The sequence below is a fragment of the Enterococcus moraviensis ATCC BAA-383 genome, assembly GCF_000407445.1.
Taxonomy (GTDB): Bacteria; Bacillota; Bacilli; order Lactobacillales; family Enterococcaceae; genus Enterococcus_L; species Enterococcus_L moraviensis.
Genome location: NZ_ASWB01000002.1, coordinates 181519 through 208095, shown reverse-complemented (window position 1 = coordinate 208095; position 26577 = coordinate 181519). Strand labels below are relative to the sequence as shown.

Annotated in this window: 25 protein-coding genes and 1 riboswitch; of the genes, 5 read left to right on the top strand and 20 right to left on the bottom strand. The window is 35.6% G+C overall.

Features of this window, described 5'->3' with window-relative positions:
- The first annotated feature begins 177 nt into the window (after positions 1-177).
- Entirely contained in the window at positions 178-345 is a 168-nt protein-coding gene (locus I586_RS17080) for a DUF3042 family protein (RefSeq protein ID WP_010760505.1), read from the top strand.
- A 333-nt stretch (positions 346-678) separates the two neighbouring features.
- Here the strand turns inward: I586_RS17080 and I586_RS06985 are convergent, their stop codons facing one another.
- The 14 genes from I586_RS06985 to I586_RS06920 form a co-directional block, all read right to left on the bottom strand.
- A complete protein-coding gene (locus I586_RS06985) occupies positions 679-2523 on the bottom strand; it encodes an FAD/NAD(P)-binding protein (RefSeq protein WP_010765852.1) in 1845 nt (614 codons plus the stop codon).
- 37 nt (positions 2524-2560) lie between these two features.
- Positions 2561-2920, bottom strand: coding sequence for a DUF488 domain-containing protein (locus I586_RS06980; RefSeq protein ID WP_010765853.1), 360 nt, complete (start codon positions 2918-2920; stop codon positions 2561-2563).
- Positions 2921-3052: 132 nt separating this feature from the next.
- The gene (locus I586_RS06975) at positions 3053-3451 is read right to left on the bottom strand and encodes a rhodanese-like domain-containing protein (protein WP_010760502.1); all 399 of its coding nucleotides are present in this window, start codon (positions 3449-3451) and stop codon (positions 3053-3055) included.
- Positions 3452-3466: 15 nt separating this feature from the next.
- Positions 3467-4438, bottom strand: coding sequence for an ROK family glucokinase (locus tag I586_RS06970; RefSeq protein WP_010765854.1), 972 nt, complete (start codon positions 4436-4438; stop codon positions 3467-3469).
- Positions 4439-4657, bottom strand: a complete 219-nt coding sequence (locus tag I586_RS06965; protein ID WP_010765855.1) for a YqgQ family protein — start codon at positions 4655-4657, stop codon at positions 4439-4441.
- A gap of 16 nt (positions 4658-4673) precedes the next feature.
- A complete protein-coding gene (locus tag I586_RS06960) occupies positions 4674-5384 on the bottom strand; it encodes a rhomboid family intramembrane serine protease (protein ID WP_010765856.1) in 711 nt (236 codons plus the stop codon).
- 9 nt (positions 5385-5393) lie between these two features.
- Positions 5394-5933 (bottom strand): 5-formyltetrahydrofolate cyclo-ligase, encoded by a 540-nt coding sequence (locus I586_RS06955; protein WP_010765857.1) that lies wholly within the window; start codon positions 5931-5933, stop codon positions 5394-5396.
- Between the two features lie 175 nt (positions 5934-6108).
- Positions 6109-7041 (bottom strand): alpha/beta fold hydrolase, encoded by a 933-nt coding sequence (locus tag I586_RS06950; protein ID WP_010765858.1) that lies wholly within the window; start codon positions 7039-7041, stop codon positions 6109-6111.
- Between the two features lie 216 nt (positions 7042-7257).
- Positions 7258-7977, bottom strand: coding sequence for an MIP/aquaporin family protein (locus I586_RS06945; RefSeq protein WP_010765859.1), 720 nt, complete (start codon positions 7975-7977; stop codon positions 7258-7260).
- 1 nt (position 7978) lies between these two features.
- The gene (gene glpO / locus I586_RS06940) at positions 7979-9814 is read right to left on the bottom strand and encodes a type 1 glycerol-3-phosphate oxidase (RefSeq protein ID WP_010765860.1); all 1836 of its coding nucleotides are present in this window, start codon (positions 9812-9814) and stop codon (positions 7979-7981) included.
- A gap of 17 nt (positions 9815-9831) precedes the next feature.
- Entirely contained in the window at positions 9832-11340 is a 1509-nt protein-coding gene (gene glpK, locus I586_RS06935; RefSeq protein WP_010765861.1) for a glycerol kinase GlpK, read from the bottom strand.
- A gap of 360 nt (positions 11341-11700) precedes the next feature.
- Entirely contained in the window at positions 11701-13173 is a 1473-nt protein-coding gene (locus tag I586_RS06930) for an AcpB/EbpR/MafR family transcriptional regulator (RefSeq protein ID WP_010765862.1), read from the bottom strand.
- Positions 13163-14488, bottom strand: coding sequence for an FAD-dependent oxidoreductase (locus I586_RS06925; protein WP_244147877.1), 1326 nt, complete (start codon positions 14486-14488; stop codon positions 13163-13165). Before I586_RS06925 ends, I586_RS06930 begins: the two co-directional genes overlap by 11 nt.
- Positions 14489-14645: 157 nt before the next feature.
- A complete protein-coding gene (locus tag I586_RS06920) occupies positions 14646-15560 on the bottom strand; it encodes an LCP family protein (protein WP_010765864.1) in 915 nt (304 codons plus the stop codon).
- A 127-nt stretch (positions 15561-15687) separates the two neighbouring features.
- A riboswitch (M-box (ykoK) riboswitch) is annotated at positions 15688-15856 on the bottom strand.
- 250 nt (positions 15857-16106) lie between these two features.
- On the opposite strand from I586_RS06920, the gene I586_RS06915 reads away from it, so the two are divergent.
- The gene (locus I586_RS06915; RefSeq protein WP_010765865.1) at positions 16107-16604 is read left to right on the top strand and encodes a hypothetical protein; all 498 of its coding nucleotides are present in this window, start codon (positions 16107-16109) and stop codon (positions 16602-16604) included.
- Positions 16605-16669: 65 nt separating this feature from the next.
- Here I586_RS06915 and I586_RS06910 read toward each other — a convergent pair whose 3' ends face one another.
- Positions 16670-17062 carry a DUF4809 family protein gene (locus I586_RS06910; RefSeq protein WP_010765866.1) on the bottom strand — a complete coding sequence of 131 codons (393 nt, stop codon included), beginning with the start codon at positions 17060-17062 and terminating at the stop codon, positions 16670-16672.
- A gap of 365 nt (positions 17063-17427) precedes the next feature.
- On the opposite strand from I586_RS06910, the gene I586_RS06905 reads away from it, so the two are divergent.
- Positions 17428-18237, top strand: coding sequence for a YusW family protein (locus I586_RS06905; protein ID WP_010765867.1), 810 nt, complete (start codon positions 17428-17430; stop codon positions 18235-18237).
- Positions 18238-18330: 93 nt separating this feature from the next.
- On the opposite strand, the gene I586_RS06900 is transcribed toward I586_RS06905, so the two are convergent.
- The 3 genes from I586_RS06900 to I586_RS06890 all read right to left on the bottom strand — a co-directional run bounded on the left by I586_RS06900 (position 18331) and on the right by I586_RS06890 (position 22357).
- Positions 18331-19374, bottom strand: a complete 1044-nt coding sequence (locus I586_RS06900) for a WxLIP family cell surface protein (protein ID WP_010765868.1) — start codon at positions 19372-19374, stop codon at positions 18331-18333.
- Between the two features lie 145 nt (positions 19375-19519).
- The gene (locus I586_RS06895; protein ID WP_010765869.1) at positions 19520-20122 is read right to left on the bottom strand and encodes a WxL domain-containing protein; all 603 of its coding nucleotides are present in this window, start codon (positions 20120-20122) and stop codon (positions 19520-19522) included.
- Positions 20123-20158: 36 nt separating this feature from the next.
- Positions 20159-22357, bottom strand: a complete 2199-nt coding sequence (locus I586_RS06890; RefSeq protein ID WP_010765870.1) for an adhesive domain-containing protein — start codon at positions 22355-22357, stop codon at positions 20159-20161.
- Positions 22358-22835: 478 nt separating this feature from the next.
- Here I586_RS06890 and I586_RS06885 point away from each other — a divergent pair, with 478 nt between their 5' ends.
- Together I586_RS06885 and I586_RS06880 are read left to right on the top strand one after the other, a co-directional pair.
- Positions 22836-23375 (top strand): DUF924 family protein, encoded by a 540-nt coding sequence (locus tag I586_RS06885; protein WP_010765871.1) that lies wholly within the window; start codon positions 22836-22838, stop codon positions 23373-23375.
- A gap of 471 nt (positions 23376-23846) precedes the next feature.
- Positions 23847-24530, top strand: coding sequence for a GumC domain-containing protein (locus I586_RS06880; RefSeq protein ID WP_010765872.1), 684 nt, complete (start codon positions 23847-23849; stop codon positions 24528-24530).
- Positions 24531-24589: 59 nt separating this feature from the next.
- Here the strand turns inward: I586_RS06880 and I586_RS06875 are convergent, their stop codons facing one another.
- Positions 24590-25348, bottom strand: coding sequence for an alpha/beta fold hydrolase (locus I586_RS06875; protein WP_010765873.1), 759 nt, complete (start codon positions 25346-25348; stop codon positions 24590-24592).
- A 161-nt stretch (positions 25349-25509) separates the two neighbouring features.
- A complete protein-coding gene (locus I586_RS06870; RefSeq protein ID WP_010765874.1) occupies positions 25510-26421 on the bottom strand; it encodes a hypothetical protein in 912 nt (303 codons plus the stop codon).
- Positions 26422-26577: the final 156 nt, after the last annotated feature.

Sequence of the window (26577 nt, the reverse complement as noted above, 5' to 3'; positions counted from 1 at the left end):
GTAAATTAATAATAAAACATTTACTAAATTTTTGCAACACTTTTTACTAAAGCGATTACAACATTGATTTTACTATAAGAATAAAGCAATTTTAAAAAGATTCATTACAATCTATTGGATTTTTTTCTTACTTTAGTTCATAATAGAGGTATCTAAATAACTGAGAGGAGAATATATATGAAAAAATTTATTTCAGGTATGCTTGTAGGAACAGCTGTAACTTGCGCTGCTGTTGTCGGCTTTGCAGCTACAATCAAAAAAACTGTTCTTGATCCAATCGAAGAAAAAGAAGATATGATCGAGGAAAACCGTAAAAAAGCAATGCGTAAACGCATTTCTCGATAAACAGAAAAGCGAAATAAACCCGTTTTACTCTGACAGAAAAATAGAAACCCCAGCGTGTGAGGCTTTTTATCACATGCTGGGGTTATCTTTTTTCCGAAGAGTTGGTTTATGCAGCTGGATCACAGAAAAGCGAAATAAACCCGTTTTACTCTGGCAGAAAAATAGAAACCCTTGCTTGTGATGCCTTTTATCACATGCTGGGGTTATCTTTTTTTCTAAGATAGGTATTTTATTTTACAAAACAAGCTGAAATTCACAAAAATTTAAAAAACAGATTTCGTGAATTCCTGCTTATTTCTTCGAGTTAGACACTTAGGTCCCAACCTATTCTTTCTAACTTTTATTCTCTTCAAAAATACGTCTCGCAATCAAATCTGCTTCCCTCAAGTTCCAGGGATCCGTTCCAGGTCTAGATGTTGCCGCCGTCAACCAATGAACGCCCTCAGTTGGAATTCCATAACAATATAAGCCCTTAATAAGTTTGCCCGATTTTGACTGTATTTGATTCGTTTTTCGTTCAACTGAAAGTGCCCCAGTTTGATAAAGTTTGCCTGAGGCTAATTTCATTTGGTGCAAGCTAGCGATCTCATCTCGTAAAAGTTGTTGTACTAACGGATTTAGACTAAATTGATTCCTTGTCTTTGGCAATCTAGCTTCAATCAAAAAATGCGTTTCAAATTTGAGGTTTGGGTCTTTTCTTGAATACCCTACAAACCAGCCATTCTCTGTCTCAACTTCCATTCCTGGTTCAAGAAGTGTTACAACACCGGCTTTGATCAACGCTTTTAATTCAGCTATTCTTTCTAAAGGAGGCCCAATCGATAAAAACGAATTCAACGGCGTAAACCAGTCCCACAACCATCGCTTATAATCATCAGTAGAAAATAGTTCATGTTCTTGCATAAAACGGACTTCATCTCGCAAATCTTTCAAACAATCCAATGCTGCTGCAAATGGTCCCGCTATTGTCCCTTTTTTTGCTTCTTCAAAATCCCATGACAAATAATCTAGAACAAATGCCTGAAACGAACCGGTCTCACCTTCTGTTTTATCAGGATGTTGAACAACAGACCAGTCCCAAATATCTTTTTGAGAGATTCCATACTTTTGTAAAACCGAATTTGCTCCTTTTGTTCGAACGAAATCCTCGCTAAAGCGACCTTGATTCACATTAGGATAATTTGTTTCGATTAATGCTAAATAGTAAACAAACTCTACTTCTTTTTTTAGAAGCTCAAAAAATTGCTCAGCAGGAAAAGTATTTTTTCGTTTAAACTTATTTAAACTTTTTTCTTTTAGAAATCGTGGCTGATACTCTTCCCCATATCCCTTTTGATTAGCCCCTCTAGCATGATATGGAATTCCTCTACCAGACCCAGCGATAATTTTTGGTTCTTTCCCCGACGGAAGATAAATTAGCTCCCCTTCTATTTCTTTAAATAGGCCTCCTCGATCACGGGTCAACAAAGTCAGATAGTCATAAAAAACGAGCCCTAATCCCTGAATCAAGACAGGTGTTTTATCTGTGATGGCTTCAAGATAAGCATCTGCTGCATTTTTAGGTGAAGAATAAAATAAACGATGTTCACTTGCATAAGCCGCCAATTCTTTTTCTTGCCCTATCAGTTCATTTTCTTGATGCCCTAAAGCTAAAATAACTGTATCTACAGTCGTTTCAACTGCTTTTGTATACACCAAAAAATGATCCTCTTGTATTTTAGCCGCACGAACGGTATCTTTAAAAAATTTTACCGAAGTCTGCTCTGTCATACGTGTCTGAACATATTCATAGAACCATTTTTGATATAGACCATAAAAAACGCGTGAGCAATGATCATTTGGCCCAAGTTTTTCGCACTCTTCCAGTAAGGCGGTTCTGTTTGCAACATTATGTGTTTTTATAAATGTGGTTGCTTCGGTTTTCGCCCATTCATGTAGATTTGGGCCTTTTGCCACAGGACCTTTTGTACTCAACGTTTCATCCGTAAATAACGTGACCTGAGCTGCCACAGAATTCATGAGCAATGATAACGGTTGATCTTCTCGCCACACTTTTCCTCCAGGACCATAGGGATCGAACATTGTAATTTGGATTACCTGCTCTTCTCTTGACCATTCAACTATTCTTTCCAAAATTGAAAGACCTCGAGGACCTCCACCGACAATCGCAATTTTCATTTTCTTCCCCCTTTCAAAACCTTATTCGTTTTCGTCGCTACTGAGCTCTTTTTTCTAATGCTTCTTTTAAAATAATCGCATTATTATATTTTTCATCTTTGGCACTATAAATCAGTGTCGTTACAGGATACTTTTCTATAATCTGCACTAACTTTTGGAAGGCTGATTTTGCTTCTCCTGACTGTAGTTCAATTAAATATTTCTCTTTGAATAAAGGAAACTTAATTGCTTCATGATTAAACCATTTTCTCAGTTCGTTACTTGGAGCAATTTCTTTCAACCACAAATCTAGCTGTTCTTTTTCCTTGGACATTCCTCTAGGCCATAAACGATCAACCAACACTCGATAACCGTCAGCTGCTTCAGAACTTTCATAGGCTCTTTTTAATTGAATCATAGTTACCACCTCTTCTTTATTTTACCGCAATGAATAAAAAAAGAAACGAGTTATCATTTTATTTCAGAAAAAAACACAGAGAAGTAAACGGTGTTCTTTCTTGAACACCCGTTTCTCTCTGTGCTTTATTGTTTACGCATTTTTCTTTTTCGTTTTGCCAGTCCAGCCTTCATAGCCGCCTTTTAAAATATAAAGATCTTTATAGCCATTTTTACGTAATTGATTCGCTGTCCGAATACTTAATGATTTTTTTTGATCATAAATATAGACAGGTTGGTCTTTACGAATTGAATTCAATGTTGTTTTGATTGTTGTATAAGGCATGCTACGAGCACCAAGAATATGCCCTGCATCAAATGAGTCTTTTTCACGAACATCAATGATTTGAGCTTTTCTCATGCCTTCTTTAAATTCTTCTTCTGTAATTGTTTTAGCAGAGCGTTTTGCCATGATTCTAAGATATAATTCGTTGATCCCCATTGCTAATAAAATTGTTAATAAAACACCATTAATAATCCATAAAACGTTCATTCCAAAATCCCTTTCTTACTCTTTCTCCATGAATTGCAATGCAAGTGAAGCAGCTCCGATAACACCCGCTTCATTGCCTAATTGTGCAAGCTTAACTTGCGTACTAGTGCGAACTTCTGGGAAAGTAAATTCTTCAAAATATGTTTGAACACGACTGCGTAAAAATTCACCAGCTGCAGACACACCACCGCCGATTACCACACTAGACGGATTTAAGGTATTTCCTAGGTTACCGATTGCAAGCCCTAAGAAATAGCATACTCGATCTACTACCATCAAAGCAAACGGATCATCTGCTTGAGCATAATCAAAGACATCTTTACTTGAAACATCTTGTCCATCATCGATAGCTTGTTTCAACTGAGAATCGCCCGCATATTCTTCTGACATATGGCGAGCCACTCGAACAACACCTGTTGCACTAGAAACTGTTTCTAAACACCCGCGTTTGCCACAAGTACATTCAAAACCACCAGGATCCACCGTTACGTGACCAATTTCGCCCGCACAGCCATTTATCCCATGCAGTAAATTGCCTTCTGCGATAATTCCGCCACCTACACCTGTTCCAAGCGTGATGAACACTACATCTGGATTGTTCTCTCCAGCACCTTTCCAACGTTCACCTAAGGCTGCTACATTGGCATCATTATCTAAAACAAAAGGAATCCCTGTTGCCTCTTCGATTTTCGTTTTTACAGCTTGTTTTTTTGTCCAATTCAGATTGTATGCACCAACCACTGTCCCTTTTTCAATATCGACACTACCAGGTGTCCCCATACCGATGCCGATAAAATCTTCATGTTTCATCTCATAAAGAGAAATTCTGTGATTGATTGATTCAATGATATCAGGCACAATATGGCTACCCTCATCTAAAATATTCGTTTCAATACTCCATTTTTGCTGAACATCTCCATCAGTTGTTAAAATCGCAAACTTAATCGTTGTTCCGCCTAAATCAATCCCAATCAGTTTCTTGTCCATTTACTCGGTTCCTTTCTCAGCCGCTCTGCTTTCTTCAATTCGATGTTCTCTTTGCAAAACACTTCTCGCATGGAGGTAAGTGTCTCTATCAATCAAGTGACCTTCGTAAATATTTTTCAATTCAATCATCATCAACTCGATATCATAAATTCTAGCACCAACATAGATGTAAATGCCGAATTGTTTAAATAACTGCTGCACATCATATAGCGTTTCCATTAAATGCACTTCCTCATTATACAAGTAAACCGAATTTTTTAAAACCCAAGACTAAGCAAACACCTAATAAAAATATAAAAAAGATCCCAGAGATGATTCGTTCATGGATATTGAATTCTTCTGAGCGGTCTGGCACAGCTAAAACAGTAGCCACTAAGAGTCCACCAATCAATCCGCCAATATGTCCCATTATATCAACAGAGCTGCTAAACAAATTGAAAATCAAGTTGATTCCAATGAAGGTTGCATATCGTTGAACCATAAATGAAATCGCCGGATTATTTCTAAAATGTCGACCTAAAATAATAAAAGCACCAAATAAGCCAAATAACGATGTACTTGCACCCGCTGAAATACTACCTTGAGAGCCCAATGCGAAACTAAGAATATTTCCTGAAATGCCACTTAATAGATAAATCAAAAGATAGCGCCAGTGACCATAAATACTCTCAACTTGAGTGCCCACATAGTAGAGCGTCACCATGTTTACCGCAAAATGTAACCATCCAATATGTAAAAACATCGGTGTAAACAAACGCCAGTATTCATGATAATCCACAATTTCTTTGCGAGACATTGCTCCCCACTCAATCAGGACTTGTTGAACAGTGGAGCCTCCACTAACTTCTAATCCTAGAAAAACAAGAGTTGTTATCCCTAATAAAATATACGTAACCAAGGGTTGTTTCCATAATCGTTTTATTTTCATTTGCGTTTGATAATCCATGTATTCCTCCTAGTTGATAAATAATTGTTTCACAGGTAGGTCAAAAGATTCCACCTGCCAACTTTCTTGAATCTGTTCACTAAATACCAAACTACATGTTTCCCCTTGATACTGTTGAAGGAATCGATCATAGAATCCTCCACCAAAACCAATTCGAAATCCCCCAGTTGTAAACACAATCCCAGGTACAACTAATAAATCAATCATTTCCATCGATACATTTTGTGAAGCTACAGGTTCTTCTACGCCAAAGGTCGTTTTTTTAAAGCGAGTCTCTGGTGTGACGTGATGGAATGTTAGCTGTCGTTGTTTCTCTGCGACAGGCATCAGCATTTGTTTTCCTTCCTGCCACCCTTTTTCAAGCAAAATATGGGTATCAAATTCAAAATCTAATGGTTTAGTGATCGCAATGGTTTGCGCTTTTTGCCAAATTGGATCATTAAATAATCTTCGACTGATTTCTAGCTCTTTTTGTTCTTTTACTATTGGATGTTCGTGAAGCCAGTTTAAGTTTGCTAAACCTAGCTTTCTTAGTTTTGCTTTTTCCACATCCACCCCTCCTAACCTAGAAGCTGAACTCAATTATACAGCTTTGATAGGAAAAACTACTTATCATGCTTACATCGCATTTATTTTTGCTTTTTCCTGAATAATTTTTTAATCCTTTTTCTTTTAACCTTACCTTGTAGTTTATAGAAAAACAGTCCAAATAGCAAACAGATTTCTACCCTTCAAAAGTAATATCGATTCTTTTTTGTAGCCAGTTACCAATTGCTTTATATACTTCATTTTTTTCAAATTCAAATAAAATCTCATGACGTAATTCTGCAAACAAAACGAGTGACACATCTTTGATGCCTGCCTCATCTAATTCCTTTGCGACCTTTCTTGGTCCCTTGCCAAAATCCCCTACTGGATCTTGTTCACCACTGATAACTAAAATCGGCAAATCCTGATCGATATTTTGCGCCCATCCATTACGGTTCGCTCCTTCTACTAAACGAAACAGCGTATAAAAACCATTGTTCGTGAAGGTGAATCCTGTTAACGGATCATTTTCATATTGTGTCACATTCTCTTGGTTTTTACTTAGCCAATTGAATCTACCATCTTCTGGAAATTGCTTACTGAAAGAGCCAAAAGTCATGTGATCCAGCCAATTATTTGGTTTATCTGGGGCTGTTCGATTTAACCCTTTTGTTAACGATAGACCCAGTGACATGAGAGCTGCATTTTTACCTGTTCCCATAAAAATAGCGCCACTGATTTCAGACTTGTATAATTGTAAATAATTGCGCAATGCAAAAGACCCCATACTATGACCTAACATAACGTGTGGTAAATCAGGATAATTCATTTCTGTCCATTCTTTGACATACTGAATATCTTCTAAGACAAATGTTAAAGGTTCACCCAAACCAAAATACCCATGTTTAGGCTCATCCTTCATTACAGATTTACCATGTCCCAAATGATCATGTCCAATAACGATAAAGCCTATTCCATTTAAATACTTGGCAAAGTCTTCATAACGTTCAATGTATTCCGCCATTCCATGAATGATTTGGACCGTTCCAATTGGCTCACATTCCGGCTCCCAACAGACAAAGTGGCTGGTCGTATTTTTATCTGCAGACAAAAAAGTATTGTGTTTCATATTCTTCCCTCTTCTCAATTGATACATTCTATTATAGAGTATTCTTAGCACATGAAGTAGTCAAATGTTCATTTTCTTTGACCCCACTCTAAACGTCCAATTTTATCCCTTGAAACAATCAATTCCTAGTTTTTTTATAACCGTTGATCATGGATAAACAAAAAAAAGGAGTGGGACATGACTCTTAGAGTCATACCCCATCCCTATATATCAAACTCAAACCATCATCATATAAACACCAGCTGCTACTGCCGCACCGATAACAGGCCCAACGACCGGTACCCATGAATAGCTCCAATCAGAGTCACCTTTAGTTGAAATTGGTAGTAACTGATGTGCTAAACGAGGACCAAAATCACGAGCTGGATTGATTGCATATCCAGTAGGTCCACCTAAAGATAACCCAATGGATAAAATCAATGCACCGACAACTAGTGGATTTAAGCCATCTGTAAAACTATGTTGTGAAAATGAGAGTAGGCCTAAAACTAAAACAAATGTTCCAATAACTTCTGTAATCATATTTGCTGGATAATTGCGAATTGCTGGACCTGTGGCAAATGTCCCTAAAATCGCGCCTTGATCTTCTGTCACTTCCCAATGTGGTAAATAAGCCAACCAAACTAGAACCCCACCAACAACGGCACCTAGTACTTGTGCTACAATAAATAGTACAACCAAGCTCCATTCAAAACTTCCAGTCATCGCCATAGCAATCGTCACCGCAGGATTCAAATGAGCTGGTCCCATGTAGCCTGCAACATAAACCGCAATGGTTACAGCCATCGCCCAACCAAAGGCAATCACGATCCAACCAGATGCTTCAGCTTTACTTTTCTTTAAATTAACTGCCGCACATACGCCATCCCCTAAAAGAATCAAAATCATTGTTCCTAAAAACTCACTGAAAATCTGTGTCATATTTGAAGTATCCATTTTACTTCGTCCCTTCTTTCAATGTACTCAAGTCAGATTCCGCAATTAATTGATTTAGATCGTTTGTGTAGTCTTCTTTTTTCTCGTTGCTCCAGTTGTGATAGTGACTCAATTCTGCAATTACACCTTGTTTGACTTCATCCAACGTATCTCTCATGAAAAGTAAATGATTTGTTCTACGTACTAGATAATCTGCTGGTGTCAAAACCATTTCGTTTTCTAAGGCATAATGCAATGCCAATGTTTCTGCTAAACTTAATCCTGTCACCGGTTCAGTTGTGGTGATTTTTTCAAAAAGTTTTGTTACATTTGATCCATATAAATGTGTAAGGTATTCTGCCTCTTCTTGGCTTAATCCTTTTTCTACACCCATTTTTGCAAGATCATTTAATGCTGCTTCTACATTGGCAGCATCAAGATCTCCCCCAGAAACAGAATACGTTTTAGAGTCGATCAACTCAAATTCACAATTAAACTCTTCTTTTAAAATACGTTGAATTTCCTTCAAAGCACCTTCTGCCATTTTACGATAATCTGTAATTTTACCACCTGATAATGTTAACAAACCATCTTCTGAACGCTCTAACAAACTACCACGAGAAACAGCAGAGGGATTTTCTTTGCTTTCAGCTAGTGAGTCTTCCAAATGATTCAAGACATTTTCAACATCAAAACGTGTTGCTTGCTGATTTTTATACTTATCAACAACATCAATGACTTTATCAAAACTTTCATCAGATACTTTGCCATTATTGCCACCGTTATAATCTGAACCACCATTTTCAGAAATTAGTGGTCTAAGTCCAGCCCAACTTGCTTCGATATCATCGATCGTCACATTCGCTTTAGGATAGTGGCTGTTGACGATTTCCAACAAATAATCAACATCTTCTTGGGTAACCGTAGGATGTTCAAAATCACCAGTGTAATCTGTATCTGTTGTACCAAAATAGGTTTTTTTCTCTCTAGGAACTACGAAAACCATCCGCCCATCATGTTTCCCTGTGTCAAAATACGTTGGCTGAGGTACAAACAATTTGCTGCTATCTACAACAAGATGAACACCTTTAGTTGGGCGCATTTGTGGGATTAGATTTTCGTTGGTATCCAATCCACGAACTTTATCTGACCATGGACCTGTCGTATTGATCACGACTTTGGCTTTAATTTCAAATTGTTCACCAGTTAATACATCTTCTGCCTTTACTCCAATAATTTTACCATTTTCAGCTTGCATAAATCCGACAGCTTTCACTTTGCTGACCATCAAACCACCATCAGAATCAGCACGTTTGATATTTTCAATAACAAGACGAGCATCGTTATTTCTAAAATCTAAATATACACCGCCGCCTTGTAACCCTTCACTTTTTAATTGTGGTTCTCTTGTTAACACTTCTTCTTTTGTTAGTGTATAATTTTCATATTTTGTTCCGATCACATTTGCTAAACGATCATATAGATCCATCGCTACTTTGACAGAAAACATATTGAACGTTGCTTTTGGATCGTCATAAATTGGTAAAAGCATTGGGTCTGGTTTTGGAATATGAGGTGCAATTGCTTGGACCACTGCGCGTTCTTGTACAGTGTCCGCTACAACTTCCACATCAAAATTTTTCAAATAGCGAATACCACCATGCACTAATTTGGTTGACCGAGAAGATGTTCCTTCAGCAAAATCCTGCATTTCGATCAAGCCTGTTTTCATGCCTGTAGCACTTGCTTGCAGAGCAACACCAGCACCTGTAATACCACCGCCAATGATCAATAAATCTAATTCTTCAGACTTCATCTTTTCAATTGATGCTTGTCTCGTTTTAATTGAAAATGACATACCACTCACTTCTTCCTTTATTTTGATTTATGTTTGAACATTTGTGTGGCAGCGACTGCTTGTTGCCAGCCTTCATATAAATCATCACGTTCTTCATCAGACATTTTTGCTTCAAACACTTGCCCATCTTCGTAAAACTCTTTTAGCTCATCTAAATCTTTCCAAAAACCAACTGCTAATCCTGCTAAAAAGGCTGCACCTAAGGCTGTTGTTTCCAAGTTTTGCGCTTTTTGAACAGAGGTATTTAAAATATCTGCTTGGAATTGCATCAATAAATCATTGTTAGCCGCTCCGCCATCTACTTTTAAGATTGGGATATCGATCCCCGTATCTTTTTGCATTGTGTCAATGATATCCCGCACTTGATAAGCCACTGATTGTAATGTTGCTTTTACAAAATCTTCTCTTGTTGTTCCTCTCGTTAAACCAAATACAGCACCTCGTGCATCAGAATCCCAATATGGTGCACCTAGACCCGTAAAAGCAGGCACAACATACACTTCATTTTTATTATGCGATTCGTTTGCTACAGCCTCTGATTCTGCTGCTGTTTGAATCATCTTCAAACCGTCACGTAACCATTGAATCGCTGAACCAGCAACAAAAATACTTCCTTCCAACGCATAGTATACTTTTCCATTGATCCCGTACCCAATCGTTGTTAGTAGGTTATTATCAGAAAGTTGCGGTTTTTCCCCTGTATTCATCACAATAAATGAACCTGTGCCATAGGTATTTTTGACCATACCGGGTTCAAAGGCCATTTGTCCAAATAATGCGGCTTGTTGGTCACCTGCCATACCTGAAATCGGGATTTCACTGCCGTAAAAATGATAATTTTTCGTTAATCCATATACTTCTGAATTAGACGTTGCTTTTGGTAACATCACACGCGGTATATTTAAAATATCTAAGATATCTTGATCCCAATCTAACTCATGAATATTGAATAACATAGTACGGCTTGCATTAGAATAATCCGTTACATGGGTTTCTCCACCCGTTAATTTCCAAACTAGCCAAGAATCAATCGTACCAAACAACAATTCACCTTTTTCAGCACGTTCTTGTGCACCTTCCACATGATCTAATATCCAACGAATCTTCGTTGCTGAAAAGTATGCATCAACAATTAAACCTGTTTTTTCGTGGATCTTTTCCCCATATCCATCTTCTTTTAATTGATCAGCGATTGGAGAGGATTGACGAGACTGCCAAACAATTGCGTTATAAATTGGTAAGCCTGTTTGTTTATCCCAAACAACTGTTGTTTCACGTTGATTGGTAATCCCGATCCCAGCAATGTCTGAAGGTTTAACGCCAGATTCGATCAAAGCACCTGCAATAACAGATTGCACTGAATTCCAAATCTCATTTGCATTATGTTCTACCCAACCAGCTTTTGGAAAAATTTGTGTAAACTCTTTTTGCGAACTCCCGATATTATTCCCTTTCTTATCAAAAATAATTGCTCTAGAGCTTGTTGTTCCTTGATCGATTGCCATGATGTACTTTTGTTCTGTCATTGTTGTTTCCTCCTTATTTTAAAAGCGTAGCTAGATAACATTAAAAGCGTAGCGGGCTCGTCCAGCTCTGACAGAAAAATAGGAAATTCTAACTGAGGTGCTTTTTGCCTCATTTAGAATTTATCTTTTTTCCGAAGAGCTAGCCAGCGAAGCTAGATAATACATAGTGACAAAGCACCTCTTTGAAAACGCTTTATATTTTATGTATTTATAATAATCGTAAATTGTTTTCTAAAAACGTCATCTTTTTTTTATTTTCAAAAATAATTGAAAGTTTTTAACAAATCCCTTGCTACATCAAGGAAAAGGCTAAGAACAAAACAATATAAATCGTTTTGTTCTCATCCTTTTCTGTTCACTTCATCTTTTTTTATATAACGTTCTAATCTTCAGCCTAATTTGATTGATATCATACGTTGACCCTAACTCTGACAATACATAAACTTCTTTTACAGAACGATAAACAGTTGGCTTCATGATATTTGTGATCATCAAATCATAGTTCTTTTTTGGATCATACGTTTCAATCGTTAAACCATTCAGATTTTTTAAACTTAAAACTAACACTTGTGTCATTACTTCTTTATATAAATGATCCATCTTCAAATCGATACCGATTCGTGTCTCACCAACGATTTCAAAATCAATAATCGCCAATACGCTTAGATACTTTACTAAAGACCATTCATGCAAGCTATTCCCCACTTCATAGCATTCAGCGAAACATTCTAAGCTTCTATCTAAAAGAACACGAGAAAAATCAGCCAACTGATGACTGGACAGATTTTGTTCTTTTTGCCAAATATTCTCTCGGTCAAATAATTCTAACTCCCCTTTGAAAAAATACAGTCGACTATGAATTTGGGAAAAATAATAGAGGATTTTTTTCTCCAAATCTGGGAAAAATTTCTGTGGACGATAATATAAAATGACATGTTCTAACACAAAAGTGTCTGCCAAAGACGTTGGTGTGCGTCGACCTCGTATCAAGTTATAACTAGCAAAATCCACCTCTGTTAAAACAGACATGCTTGTTAAAAAAATAAAATGTAGAAAACTCTCTTCTTCATCAATTTCAAGAGGGTAACGGCTTAAAAATCGGATAACAAAAGAACGTAATGTTTTAAAAAGAGGATCTTGTTCATACACTTGGCTCTTATTGTACAATCCTTTAAACTGCTTTGGCTGAATGACGATTCTTTTTTTGCTGATGGTCAGCCATAAACTGATTTTCAATTTCGCATGTTCCTCAAAAGAAAGAGACAGCGCTTTTTCCAATGCGTCGATGATTCGCGAATTTTGAAGTGTCATTGTTTTTTCCTGATGGGTTTCATACGGCGTTAAAAACCAATATATTTGAAAGTAAAAATAGCGAATTTGCAGCTCTTCACCTTTTAATTGACCATTCCGAATTTTAAGATCAAACTCTTTCAATAATACATTCAGCTCTTTGATTTTCCGAAATAAAGATGACTCGCTGATCATAAATTTTGTTGTCAACTGAGCGATTGTAAAATCTCTGTAGTGAAACAAATAATCAATCAATTGAAACTTAACTGACGCGCGAACATAGTCATCTAAAACCTTATTAATAGAAAACTGATCAGACATATGGATCGCGACCCATTGTCCATCATAAAAAAGCGAGCAGTCTTTTTCATACGGCTTTAAATAATAGCCTAATTCTTTTAAATCACTTTCAAATGAAGCCTTTGAAACACCTAAATAATCTAATAATTCAGTATCATTGATTCGACCGCCTGCCAAGATTACTTTCTTTAAAATGCCAACTTCTCTTGCTTCTTTTTTATCTAACAATCCCTCAATCTTCATACGCTTCACTCCACAAACCTTCAAAACCTAACTGGTTCGTGATATCTATCACGTTGGAATAATAAGGATGGTATAAAAAATCTTTTTGATAAAATTCCTCTAATGTTTGACCCGTTTGAATCCCTAGTGCTAAAGTATTGATTTTTTCAAGAATATCCGCTTTTGAAACTAATTGTGCACCCAGTAGTTTGTGGCTCTCTTTTTCAAAAATAATTTTTCCATGAATTTTTTCTCCACGAGAAAATAGTGAGCTTTGTTGCTGAACATGAGCAACAGAAATTGGCTGATCATAAAATAGCCCTTCCGCTTCAGTCAAACCTGTACTCGCTATATAGTGATCGACAAGTCGAGTGCCGATCGTACGAATCGAACCAGCAAATGGTGTTGTTGGTTCTACAAGATTTTGCGCTACGACCAATCCCGTTCTGACGGCATTATTCACTAAAGGAATATAAAATGATTCCTTTGACAAACTATAAGGCACTTGTATACAATCCCCAATAGCAAAAATATCTTTTTGGGATGTTTGCAAATACTGATCCACCAAAACAGTTTGGTCTGTATGTCTTCGAATATGTTCATCAAGATACTGTAAATTTGGTCGAACATTCATTGCAAAAATAGCACTATCACATAACAAGTTAGATTGCTTGGTTTCAATTAAAAGGCCCTCATCCATATCGGTGATTTTTTCTACCGTTTCATCAAAGTGAAAGATAACGCCACGAGCACTCATCTCCTCTTGCACTGGTCGAATCATTTCTTCATCAAAATACTTGAATAATAAATAATCCATGCGCTCAAAAAGATGCACTTCCTTGTTCATTTTCAATAACGTTTCTGCTGCTTCTCCACCAATCTGTCCTCCGCCAATCAACGCGACTTTCTCACTATCTTCTATGCGTTTGATTGCTTCCTTGACTCCTGGTAAAAACTTGTATTTTAGTACTTTTTCGGAATCACTACCAGTGATTTTTTGTGACCATTGGCTAGATCCCGTCGCTAAAATCAATTTATCAAACGAGAGTAAGAACTCACCTTTTTGCTTCTCATATTTGATGACGTGTTGTTTTGAATCCATACCGATCACTTTGGCATTTAATAATAATGAAATATTCTTGTCGGCCAGTTGTTGTTCTGAGACAAACTGGGCTGTGTCGATTGGACCGATTGTTTTATCGAAATAAAGGTTGATACCACCTGGTAAATAGCCAATTGTTTGTTGTTTATCAATTAAATGAATTTCAGCTGTCGGGTGTTTCTTTCTGATAGCAAATGCAGCGGATACCCCAGCAAATGAAGCACCAATGATCACGACTTTCAAGCTAAGACCTTCCTTCTAAAAAACCGTTTTCTTAAAGGATAGCACAAGCCTGATCTTAACGCATACAAATAAGCTGATTTATCTGTACTTTATAAAAAAAGATCTGCTTGCTCAGTATAAACTGAACAGACAGATCATAAATCAGGTTTTATTTATCTTTCATAAATGCTTTGATTGCTTCAGCATTTTTGGGTTCATCTAGTTCAATCACACTCCCAGATTCAGTATAATCGTTGAAGTTCCATGTTCCTTCTACGGGAACTGAAAGTGACTCTAACGGTTTCACTTTTCCAGAAAGAAAATCTTTTGCTAAATCAATCAATAAACTCGTTGGGACATTTGTATCGATTTTTCCAACCATTTTTCCCGCTACCTGAGGTAATTCCCAAACAGGAATCAAATCTTTAGATTGTTCAACTAACGCATCCATCACTTGTTGCTGACGTCTGATCCGGCCAAAATCACCTTCTTCATCCATTCTAAAACGAGCATATTGTAATAGACTATTGCCATGCAAGGTTTGTTTTCTTTTTAAGATATCTACACCATCCAAATTGATATCCTTCTCAGCATCAATTGTAACCCCTTTGGGATAAAGTTCATCAATAATGTCACTAAATTCTTTGAAGTCCATAACAACATAATAATTGATCGGTAAATCAAAATTCGTCTTTAAAACGTCTTTTGTCATTTGTGCGCCACCATATGCATAAGCCGCATTTATCTTGTCTTGACTGCCATCAGGAAAGGTTACATAACTGTCTCTCATGATCGAGATCAATTTGGGTTGTTTCGTTTTGCCATCATAGTGGGCGACCATCAGCGTGTCTGAACGGCCTTGATCTTCATCGTCATCTCTAGAATCATTTCCAACAACCATTACGGTCAATTCTTTATCGCTTGTCTGCTCATCACCCGTGAAATTTTGGTTCTTTTTGGGGAGTTTTGATTCACTCTCTTCTTTTGCTGTTTGGAATGAAATTGCTGCATAACAACCAGCACTTACAACCACAAGAAGAATTGATAACACGGTAATGATTACTATTTTTACAGATTTTTTCATGAGTTATTCCTTTCTACAGCTCAGCTACTCCTCTGGATATAATAAAAAACTTCACCAAGGGTACTCAGCGAAGTGACTAGATTGCTCGTTAAATTTCTGACACTTGCCATAGATCTTCAACTTAGCTAACTCTTCTCTTCGTTGAGTTTTAGCACTATATAACGTAAAAAGCATTGCTTTTAGCTACTTTGAAAAACGCCTTAATTCGACGAAATTTGTCCTACCCGTACCTGTCTTTCGACATTTCTGAGCAGCAGCCTGTGTTTATATAGGAGCCTCACCTAACAAGTATTTAATTCAGTTTAAACTATAAGCGTATCCAATCACAAAGTCAAATTAAATTTTATATAAGGAAACTACTTATACAAGTATCTACTTAATTTATCGTTCCTAACCCAATGTTTACGTGATAATACTCTTTTTTTCCTAATAAATCTTTACATTTTCTTAAAAATTGTCTGTTTTACTTTAAATCTTAACTTTAGATAGACATTCCTCTTATTATCTGTTTCAATATTTAAAAGATAGTGTAGTTGGAGGAAAACAATGGATAACTTTTTAGAAAAACAACAGGAATACTTTTTTAATTTTTTGACAGATAGCATCGATAATTTTTTATTAGAGCAAACAGAAGAAACATTTTATGCAATTGCTTTGGATTGCAACATTTATGAAGAAGGTGAAATAAACTTTTGCCTCAATACCATTGATCTTTGGCAAGAAACAACCGAGTATTATACAACGAAAGGCTACACCACTTCTCAATTAGAAGAGATGAAATACAATGCGCGTGATTGGGACGAAAATCAACGGTTTGCATCGCTTCATTTATTTGATGACTGGGTTGAAGATCCAGATGACATCGAAACCGTTCTTGAATGGCTTTGCCAACAATTTGTTTTGTTCTTAGAAACTGAAACATTTGAGCGAATACCTAAAACAGAAGAATTCAAGTTACTCGTTTATGATCGTAATGAAGATGCTTTTGGATCACAAGAACGTTTTGAAAAAATCTCAATGTCAGCTTTTTTTCAAATAGACTAACAAAAAAGTGGTAAGGACATAGCGCTGTGCGTTATTGTCCTTGCCACTTTTTTACATTCAAACAACTAGAACTCAAACGATAACTCTTCCAACTTAAATAGAGTAATCAAAATTTCATTTACTGTTTTTGTTAATTCCACTTTATCTAAAATTTGATCTTTTGTTTCGATTTTTGTTTCATCATTTGAATACGTTAGGAAGTTATACTCTTCTTTAAGTGTAACGTGATAGTCTGCTTTTTTATATAACGTATAATCGTCAATAACATCCATTTCATACTCGCGCTTATAGCCGTTTTTTAATACGATTGCTGTTATTAAAGCATTCACTGTCAATTCTTCTAATGCCATAGCCTGTTCATCTAACAGTAACGTATAATTCTCATCTTCAATGATTCCACACACGTTACAACCGCCTTCTAATAAGTTGACCGTTTTAGTGATCTTTGCTTTTTTCATTTATACAGATCCTTTCTTACGCTATCTCGACTTCCTTATTATAACAAAAATACAATGAATATCGATAACAAATTTTGTTAAACACTACTCTCTTTAACGAGTGCATCGCTTTAAAAAAGGCTTCTCTGAATGAAGTAAAAAATGAGAGAAGCCTTTAGTTCTTAAATTGAATTACTGGGTTAGTTCTACTTCAATCGTTAAAATCTTTTTTTATTTAAAGTTTTATTCATACATACCACTTTAAAGATATGTATTTCAAACATTATGATAAATCACTCATATACATTTACTTTTCATTCCTTTTGGACAAAAATATAGTCATTTATTATTCATAAAATAGTAGCTAAAAAAGAGGAGGTATTTTTATGAAAGTTTTTAAAGGTATGATGATCGCAGGATTGGCAATCAGTTTATGTTCAGCTAGCTTGTCAGTAGTGTCAAGCTCAGCAGAGGCAGCAACACTAGTTGAATCAAACTACAATAAGACAATCACTTTATTTAATAAAGCAGATATCTTAGCGTACACTGGTTTATCATTAACAAGTTCAAACGTATCATCTGTTTACAATAAACTAGTTAAAGCAAGTACATGGGAAGCTGCTGGTTATTCTTCATCACAAGCAGTAGTGATCGCAAGAGATTTTGGCAGAAATTATTCAAAATCAATCAGCTTATTGCAAAAAATGACTTACCAAAATGATTTACATCTTAAAGTTATTTTGATCACTAAAGGATATGTTAAAGCGGAATTTGGTTTACAATCATACTATGTTCCTGGAACGCCTGTATTACCAGAAGAACCTAAAGAACCAGAAGTTCCAGTAACACCTGAAAAACCTGAAGTTCCAGAAATATCGGAACAATCTGATCTTAAAAAATTAGAGATCCAAGTTACTTACACTACTGGACAACAAATTCAATTAGAATATCAAGTAAAAAGTAACGGAACAATCAAGGCACAATATCAAGATAAATCAAATAAAGTACAACTACAAGATACTGCAGCTGCTGAAAAAATCGAAGGTATCACTGCTGGTTTAGATTTAAAACATGCAAGTGAAAAAACAATCACCTCTCATATTTTAAATAAATTAGGTCGCGGCTCAAGCTACAAACAATTCCAATATCAAGCGCAATTTAACGATAATACACAAGTTAAAATCAAATTAAAATAGTAGCAAAACAGTCCGTCATTCGGACTAAACAAACTATTAAGTCAATTTTAAAAGGTCTAAGAAATAACATTCTGAGTTATTTCTTAGACCTTTTTATTTACGTTGTTGTTTCTTTCTCCATAAAATATACCCTTGAACTAGAACTAACAAAATTAATAAAATTAGTATCATGATCAGCCATAAAGGAATGGTACTTGCCACTTTATCTCCTTTGTTTTCTTCATTGATCAACTTTGATTGCTCTCTTGTAATTTCAAATTCATTTGTGAATTCCCATTTTTTATCTTCCTGCTCAATTTGAGTGATGCTGCTATATCTTCCAGGTTGTAATTGTCTTTTTATCGGTACTGAAAAATCCATCATTGAATTTGGCGCCATTTCCAATGACTCTTTTTCAAATTTGATCACCGGAGACTTCTCTCCCTTTTTTTGAATAGACATTTTTACATCCATTTTCTTTGAAATCGCTGAATGTTTGTTGCGAATCGAATGAATCACTGCCATTTTATTGCTTTGTTTAGATTTTGCTACATTTACTGAATCCATCTCATAATCTGGTAAGATAGCTTCATCCGTTTCGTTTAATACAACACCGATAACATAGTGGAATCGTTGCTGAACGGTTACTTCTTTACTGTTTAGCTCATTATCAGGTAAATTCTTAGTAAATCTCAATCCTCCAACTACTACACCGTCATATTTTTCTTTTGGCATATTTACGTGAAAACGTGCAATTTTTGTTTCATAAGGTTGTAACGAAATTGTTGTTTCAATAACATCGACCAACGATTCAAATGGATAGCTCAAACTTTTATCCTTGATTCCTTTTAACGTATAGTCGATCATCCCCTCTTCTGTTGTCGTCGCATTTATTGCGTTGATTGAAATAGTAATGGGTGTAGCTTCTGGATTTACTAGTTTCACTTGCAATTCTTGTTCTGCTTCTGGCAACATTTTCAATTCAAAATAAGACTTTGTCCTATCTAATTGGTTTTCCGGAATAATAGCTTGTACGTAAAAACTGTTTGTTTCATTATTTTTTTCTTGTGCTAAAACTGGTTTTGCGATCAATAGACTAAAAATAAACCCAATCGAAAAGAATAACTTCATATTTTTTGACCTAAGCCAACCATCCATTTCACTCACTCCTTTATTATTAAAAAAAAGAAGCTGAGAAAAAATCCTCCCAAAGAAGTCTTTTTTCTCGCTAATAATTCAAATGAAACGTGTGGAACAACACTGATTGATGCACATTGCCCTACAGTCTCCTCACATTTTGTTGCTACGGCGCATCAGCTAACGTCCAATCAATTGTGGAAGTATGTTTGCCAAGTGTTGCCATTGCTGCTGGTACATCTAGCGTCACACCTTTGCTTTCAGCATCTGGCCAAGTAAACGTCCAAGTACCAGCGCCAGCACCTGCTGCAGCTGTTGCAAAAGGCGTTGCTGTAGCAGCTCCGCTAGTTAATTTTACTGTATTTACTGGTGTAGGAGCTTCTGCATCACTATTCGTTTCTGCTTGTGTATTTTTAAAATTCAAGCTGGCATTTGGTAAAGATGCTGCCGCTGCGTTATCTTTAAACCCATTCAATTTTCCACTAAGTTTCCAACCAGCATTCGTCCCTCTAGCATCTGAAACAACAACATTGATCGCTGCAGGATTTGTTGGGATGTAAGACGCATCATTGACCGAAATAGTTTGTGAAGCATAACTAATCGTAGAAACAGCTTCTAACGTTAATGCACCTGGCGTAAAGGTAACATCTAAATCAGTTGCCTTATTAATATCCGCAGCCGATGCAGCTTGTCCCACAAATAAGACACCAAAAATAACAGATAATAATAGAACTTTGGAACGAGTAGTAACAAACATTGAACTCTTCATTTTTATACACCCTCTCTTTATTGGTAAATCTTCTATTTATTTGGCTCCAACAGAAACAATTACTCTCCCGCTTGCTGCTGTTTCATTGCCAAGTGTTGCCGTTGTATTGAATGTAATCGACGTACCTGCTGCCAATTGTCGTTTAGAAATGTCTAAGGTAAACGTGCCATCTCCATTAACAGGTGCCTCTTCATAGATATTCCCTGGAAATCTCACTCTAACAATAAATTGCGTTCCTTCTGGAGGATTTGTGATTTTGACAGTTCCATTGATTGCAGTATCACCAACAAAAATCGGAACAACGACAGGAGTTGGAACAACATATCCATCTAAGGATGGAATTTTTCCAACGGCAAAGACTACATTGTCACTGTTTTTACCTTTATAAGACTGGATATGTTCTGCGAGCGTAACTAATCGCAATGGATTACCTTCTTTTAAATTTTTATCTGCTACAAAAATTGAAAAAGTTCCATCCTTTTCGATTGAGACTTTCCGTAATGAACCATCAGGAAATTGCACTTGTACAAATAATTTCGTTTCATCTGGTATATTTCCTAATTCGATTGAACCTGTAAGATACTGACTTCCTTCATTCACATTTTTAAATTGTGGGATCGGAACCTGATAATATTTCAAAGGATCAACGATCACTTGCTTCGTTTCCAAATCACTAACTTTCCTTCGCTCACCGTCACTGGCCTCAATTCTTACCTTTAACTCATCGTTTCCTTGAGGTTGATAACGTTCAAATGGAATGATAAAATACCCAGCGTCATCAACTGCGCCTGTCAAAGTGGTCCCATCTGGCAGTTCTACTTTCGCTGTAAAAGTGACATTATGTGGAATAGGCTGATTGAGCTTAACCTGTCCATCCAGACTTGGCATCCCGTCTAAAATATCGCTAACCACAGGTTTTGCAACAACATACCGTAAAAATGGATCTGCAATAACTTGCTTGATTGTTGGTTCGCTCTTTTTCGTATAGTTATCCACACTGGCTTCTACCACTATTTGTAATAGATCATTTTCTTTAGGCTCATAGTGATTAAATGGAATCACAAAAGTGCCATCTTCCGTTACAACGCCAGACAATGTTGTTCCATCTGGCAACATGACTTTTGCTTGAAATGTCACGCCTGTCGGAATAGGTTGGATAATCTCTACATTCCCACTCAGGCTTGTTACGCCTTCTATGATGTCTTTAACAATAGGTTTTGAAACTGAATATTTAGCTAATGGGTCTTCTTCAATGTTGTCGAAATACAAATTGATTGCATCACCATTTGCATGGATTGTATTGAGTAACGCTAAGTCAATAACTGGTTTATTAACAGCCATTGCAGTAATTTTTGCTTTTTCAGCTGTAATATCAGACACTTTAGCAGTAAAATCAAATGTCACATCTCCAAGAACATTTGCTTGCAAGGCTTGAGTCAATACATCAGATGTGCCATTGGCGATTTGACCTACAAGATCTAACAAACCATTGACAGCTGGTTTCAATAAATTAAGTACTGGATTTAATATAGCCAGTAGTCCGGAAAATTTTAACCCATCTACAGCTTCTTTCAATGGGTCAAACAATTTTGCATACGTTGTTCGAACATATTGCCCTAGTCCATCAGTGAAATCAACCATCACATACTTGCCATCAGGTGATAATTTCCCTTCAAATGTTGCTTCATAACTCCCTAAATCCTGAAGCGTATTTAATCCTTTAAACGCATTTTCCAATGAATCCAATTCTAATCCCAATGGTTTTGCTAAACTTAATAATCTCGTTACAAGAGTACCCACATTTAAAATTAGATCTTTTACGACTGGTACATCCCCTGGCACGATTGGAAGTAATTTAGCATGGGCATTGATCATCATCGGTCCATCAATCTTACCTCGTAATTCTTCTGGTAGTGCAAAAACGATAACTTTTGGCGATGCTAGACCAACATCAGCAATAGCGGTTCCTTTAAATGAAAGGTCTAAATTATATGTAGAATCTGCATTTTTTTCCAATTTAACACCGTCACTTACGGCAGTACCATTATTTGACGACAACTGCGTTCCTTTTAAGATACTGACATCGGCTAAATCAGCAGCTTGCGCCGATTCTGAAGCACTCACTTCATATTGGCCTTTCTCGCCAAAATAAAAAAGTGTACTTGGTGTGATTGCACTTGATAACAAAATCGCAGCCCCTACTAACGAAATTGTAGAACGATAACTCTTTTTCATAATTACCTCCTTAATATTATTATAAAAGGGGTTATTCTTATAATATTAATACCTCCCTTCGCACCATACAAAAAAAATGACGATAGAATGCATGATCGATGTGTAAAGAATACTATCTAAATAATTTTATTTCAAACAATTGAATTGTAATTCGAATTAAAAAATAGCGTAAAATGATTAAAATTACACGATCTATTTTACAGTTGAATAATGAAATTAAAACACTTGTTTTTTATTTATAAAATCAAATAGGTCATTTCCTACTTTTGGTGTGGATATTCTGTATTTATTCGTCAAAATAGAACCAGATTATTTTAAACCTTGTTTATTTATAATCGGCAATATTCTTTTTTCTACAAATAAAATAACACTTCACTTTTATCTCCTAAGTAATATTCTTGTCGTGTATTTATCCTTCAGTCAACACTTATGATAAAATAGAAGGAAGAGATTATACTTCTAAATTGGAGGGTATACCATGGAATATCAAGAAATATTGGCATTTTGGTTTGATGAATGTGACCCTAGCCAGTGGTTCAAAAAAGATTTAGCATTTGATACACTTATTAAAGAGAGGTTTTTAACCCTTCACACCCAAGTATCACAAGGAGAAAAATGGGCATGGAGGACAACTATCAAGGGGCGGTTAGCGGAAATTATTGTGTTAGATCAATTTTCTCGAAATTTATTTAGAGATACACCGCAGTCTTTTGCATATGATGGGATGGCGTTAGTTTTAACACAAGAAGCAATGACAACCGGTGACTTAGATCAACTAACAACTCAACAACGAGCATTTCTTTATATGCCCTTAATGCATTCAGAATCCTTAGTCATTCACGATGAGGCGTTAAAATGTTTTGATGAAGAAGGCATGGAGAATAATCTAGCTTTTGAAAAAAAACATCGTGATATTCTCGTTAGATTCGGTCGTTATCCACATCGAAATAAACTATTAGGAAGAACTTCAACACCTGAAGAGCTTGCCTTTTTAAAAGAACCAGGATCGTCTTTCTGACATGCTAATCCTTTTAATCAAAGAACAGCGGTTGCTGTTCTTTTTTATATAAAAATGTCTCAAGTCCCACTAATGGTCATGTCTTCCTTCTATTTTGATTTGATACAAACCCAACTGAATCCAGTTTTATCTATTTCACAGAAATCTTTTAGTCCTATTCTAAAGTTATTTTATTTACAAAACACATTAGAAAATCAATCCCAAAAAAATAAATCATTTTTAAAATATGCTATGTAATCTTACTAATTGCTAAAAAATCATCTTACAAAATTCAACAAATAAATCATAAAGCAACTATCCCTAACGTGGACTTCCAAACTAACGTATTTCAAGCAATAATCTGGTCTTGTTATTAATATAACTCAAACTATGAAATAGACCAATTCAAGTGAAAAAAAGCTTGACTACATTATAAATAAAACATATTATTTATAAGAAATTCAAATAATGAATACAGAAAGAAGATAAAAATTGAAAAACAAATTCAAGAATAAGCCGTTATTAACAATTGGGATCGTTTTATTGATTGGCACGTGTACCTTGTTTAGTTTAAAATCTGTTGCAGATAAAGTTATCGTATGGGGCGGTGAAGAAAATATTGAAAAAATCAATAACAACCTAGACCAATTAGACAACATGCTAAACTTAAAAGAGAAAAAAATTACAGATCTTGAATCACAACTTAATCAAAGAAGTGGACAATTAAGCCAAAACGAGACTGAATTAGCAAGTTTAAGAACACAAGTAACCAATCTGACCAATGATAAAAACCAAATCCTAGGAACAATCGCGTCACTACAATCACAAGTTACAAGTAAAAATGGTGAGATTCAACAAAAAATTACTGAACTACAGCAAAAAGATGTTCAGATTCAGCAAAAAATCGAAGAAGGAAACCAAAAAGAAGTCGCTAAGCAATTAGAAGTTGACGCAAAAAATAAAGAAATCGCATTATTAAACCAAAAAATTAGCAGTATAACCAATGAAAAAAACACACTTCAAGTTCAATACAATGATTCACAACGCAAGTTAGTTGATGCAACGACTCAAATAGAAAGCCTGCAAGACTATGTAAAAAAATTGGAAAAAGCAAAAACTGATACCGCTTCTGTCACTGCAAAATCTGATAAAATTATTAGCCAACATAAAGAATAAACAAATAAGCAATCAAACAGTCTCTTCCATTTGATTGCTTCTCTTATTTATTGTATTTATCAGGTTAATTCATTTTCAAAAAATTCACTCACAACATCCATCATATCACCCTTGACTAAATGTCCATCCCCTTCACCTGTAATAAACTTACTGTTTTCAGCATAAGGTTTATCTTCAATCATGTGATAAAAGTCAGCCATGTCCTCATAAGGAATTTTAGGATCTTCTGTTCCATGCCAAAATAAAACAGGACGCATCCCTAATGTTTCAGGAACCTTAGAAAGATCATAATTAGCTACCCAACTTAATAATAACGGTAAATCTTCAGGAACAAAAAAATTCATTTCAGCTGCTCGCTCCATTACTCGCTCAATGTATTTTTGTGGAGCAGGTGTCCCCATCATACAAACTGCTGCTTTAATTTCTGGATGTTGAGTCAACAACGCACAGGTCGTAATCCCTCCCATAGACACTCCACCCACACCGATTTTTCCAGCTTCAATCAGTTTTTGTTTATCAAAGTGACGTACTAACTGTGTAAATTCAATAATATTGTACTGAATACTAGACCAAAAAGTGATTGAAGGAATAGGCGAGATTGGACCAGTTTTTCGTTCACCATGATTCATTGCATCAGGTAAAATCACTCTCATTCCTTTTTTAGCTAATTTTCTAGCTTGGGTTAGCGACAATTCTTTTGTCGATTGCCAGCCATGATAGTAAATAACTAAAGGTAAAACACTGTTTTTATTTTCTTCTAATACAACTTCCAGCACTGGAATTTTTTTGATATATCTATGGCGAATACTGATTTTCATTTCATTCTCTCCTTAAAAGGTCGTTTCTGATTGAACTTCGTGATGATCTATAGACTTTGTCAATAACATAAACACGTTCCATCTATTTATAAATAATGTTATTCAGTACTCTATTGGCATATAGAATCAATTCTTACTCCCGATATGTTGAGTTCACCAGTTTATTTTCTTTTGCGTCTTTTTCTAATCACTCTTAAACGTAAGAATAGCAGAATAATGAGAATTAAAATTATAATCAAGCTACTGATATTTAGAATCAACGGTCGATCAGTCTTATCTTTATTCGTCTTATCTTTAGATGTCTTATAGCTTTCTTCTATTGCCTTTAACGATTCTTTTGGAATAGAATAACGTGTACTTCCTTGTTTACTAATATCATAAGCATCGGCATAATTCCCTAGACCATCACTTGCTCTAAGGTACATCTTTCCCTCGATACCTTCTCTGTTTAACTCAATTTTAAATCTACCCTTTTTATTGACTGAACTCCCCTGATAGTGGTACTCATCATTATCTGTATAAAAAAGGTCGATTTGGCAAGGACTTTTTGATGCTGGTATCTTAATTTCACCATTGATTGTTTTACTTTCCTTATCAAAATTTACTTCTGAAAAAAATATTGTCGACTGATTGCTACTAACTAAATACGGAACATTTTTATAATGATAGATGACCCCATCATCAGAAGTAAAGCAAAGATCTGTTGAATAAATCCCTAATTTATCTGTTTTAACTGGATTATTTTCGTAATACATATCTTTGATCTTGATTTTATCCCTATAATAAATAGTTTCAATAAATCCACTGTACACATGAGTCGGACCATCTAAAACAAAATTTGAAAAGCTCATATAGGGTTCACTATCAAAAGGAAATTCCAAATATATTTGTTTTTTCTTCTTCTTAATACTTGTTGTTTCTCCATTCAATATTTGCTTACGTGCATATCTACTCATTAAATCGTTTGATGCATCAAAGCTTGAATTAGTGGCAGAATCCTCGATGTTTTCTGCATAACAAATTAAAGGAAAAAAGAATAAAAACAAACCAATACCCACTAAACACTTTTTCATTTTATAACTCCTCCAACAATTTCGTAACCAAATTGTAACACAAATGAAATCAATTAGAAACCTTCAAGATTCTTTTTTAAATTTTCTTAATTTTGATTCTTGAACAATATTCTTCTTTTCCACACTATAAATAAATTTAGTTACAATACAAGCCCC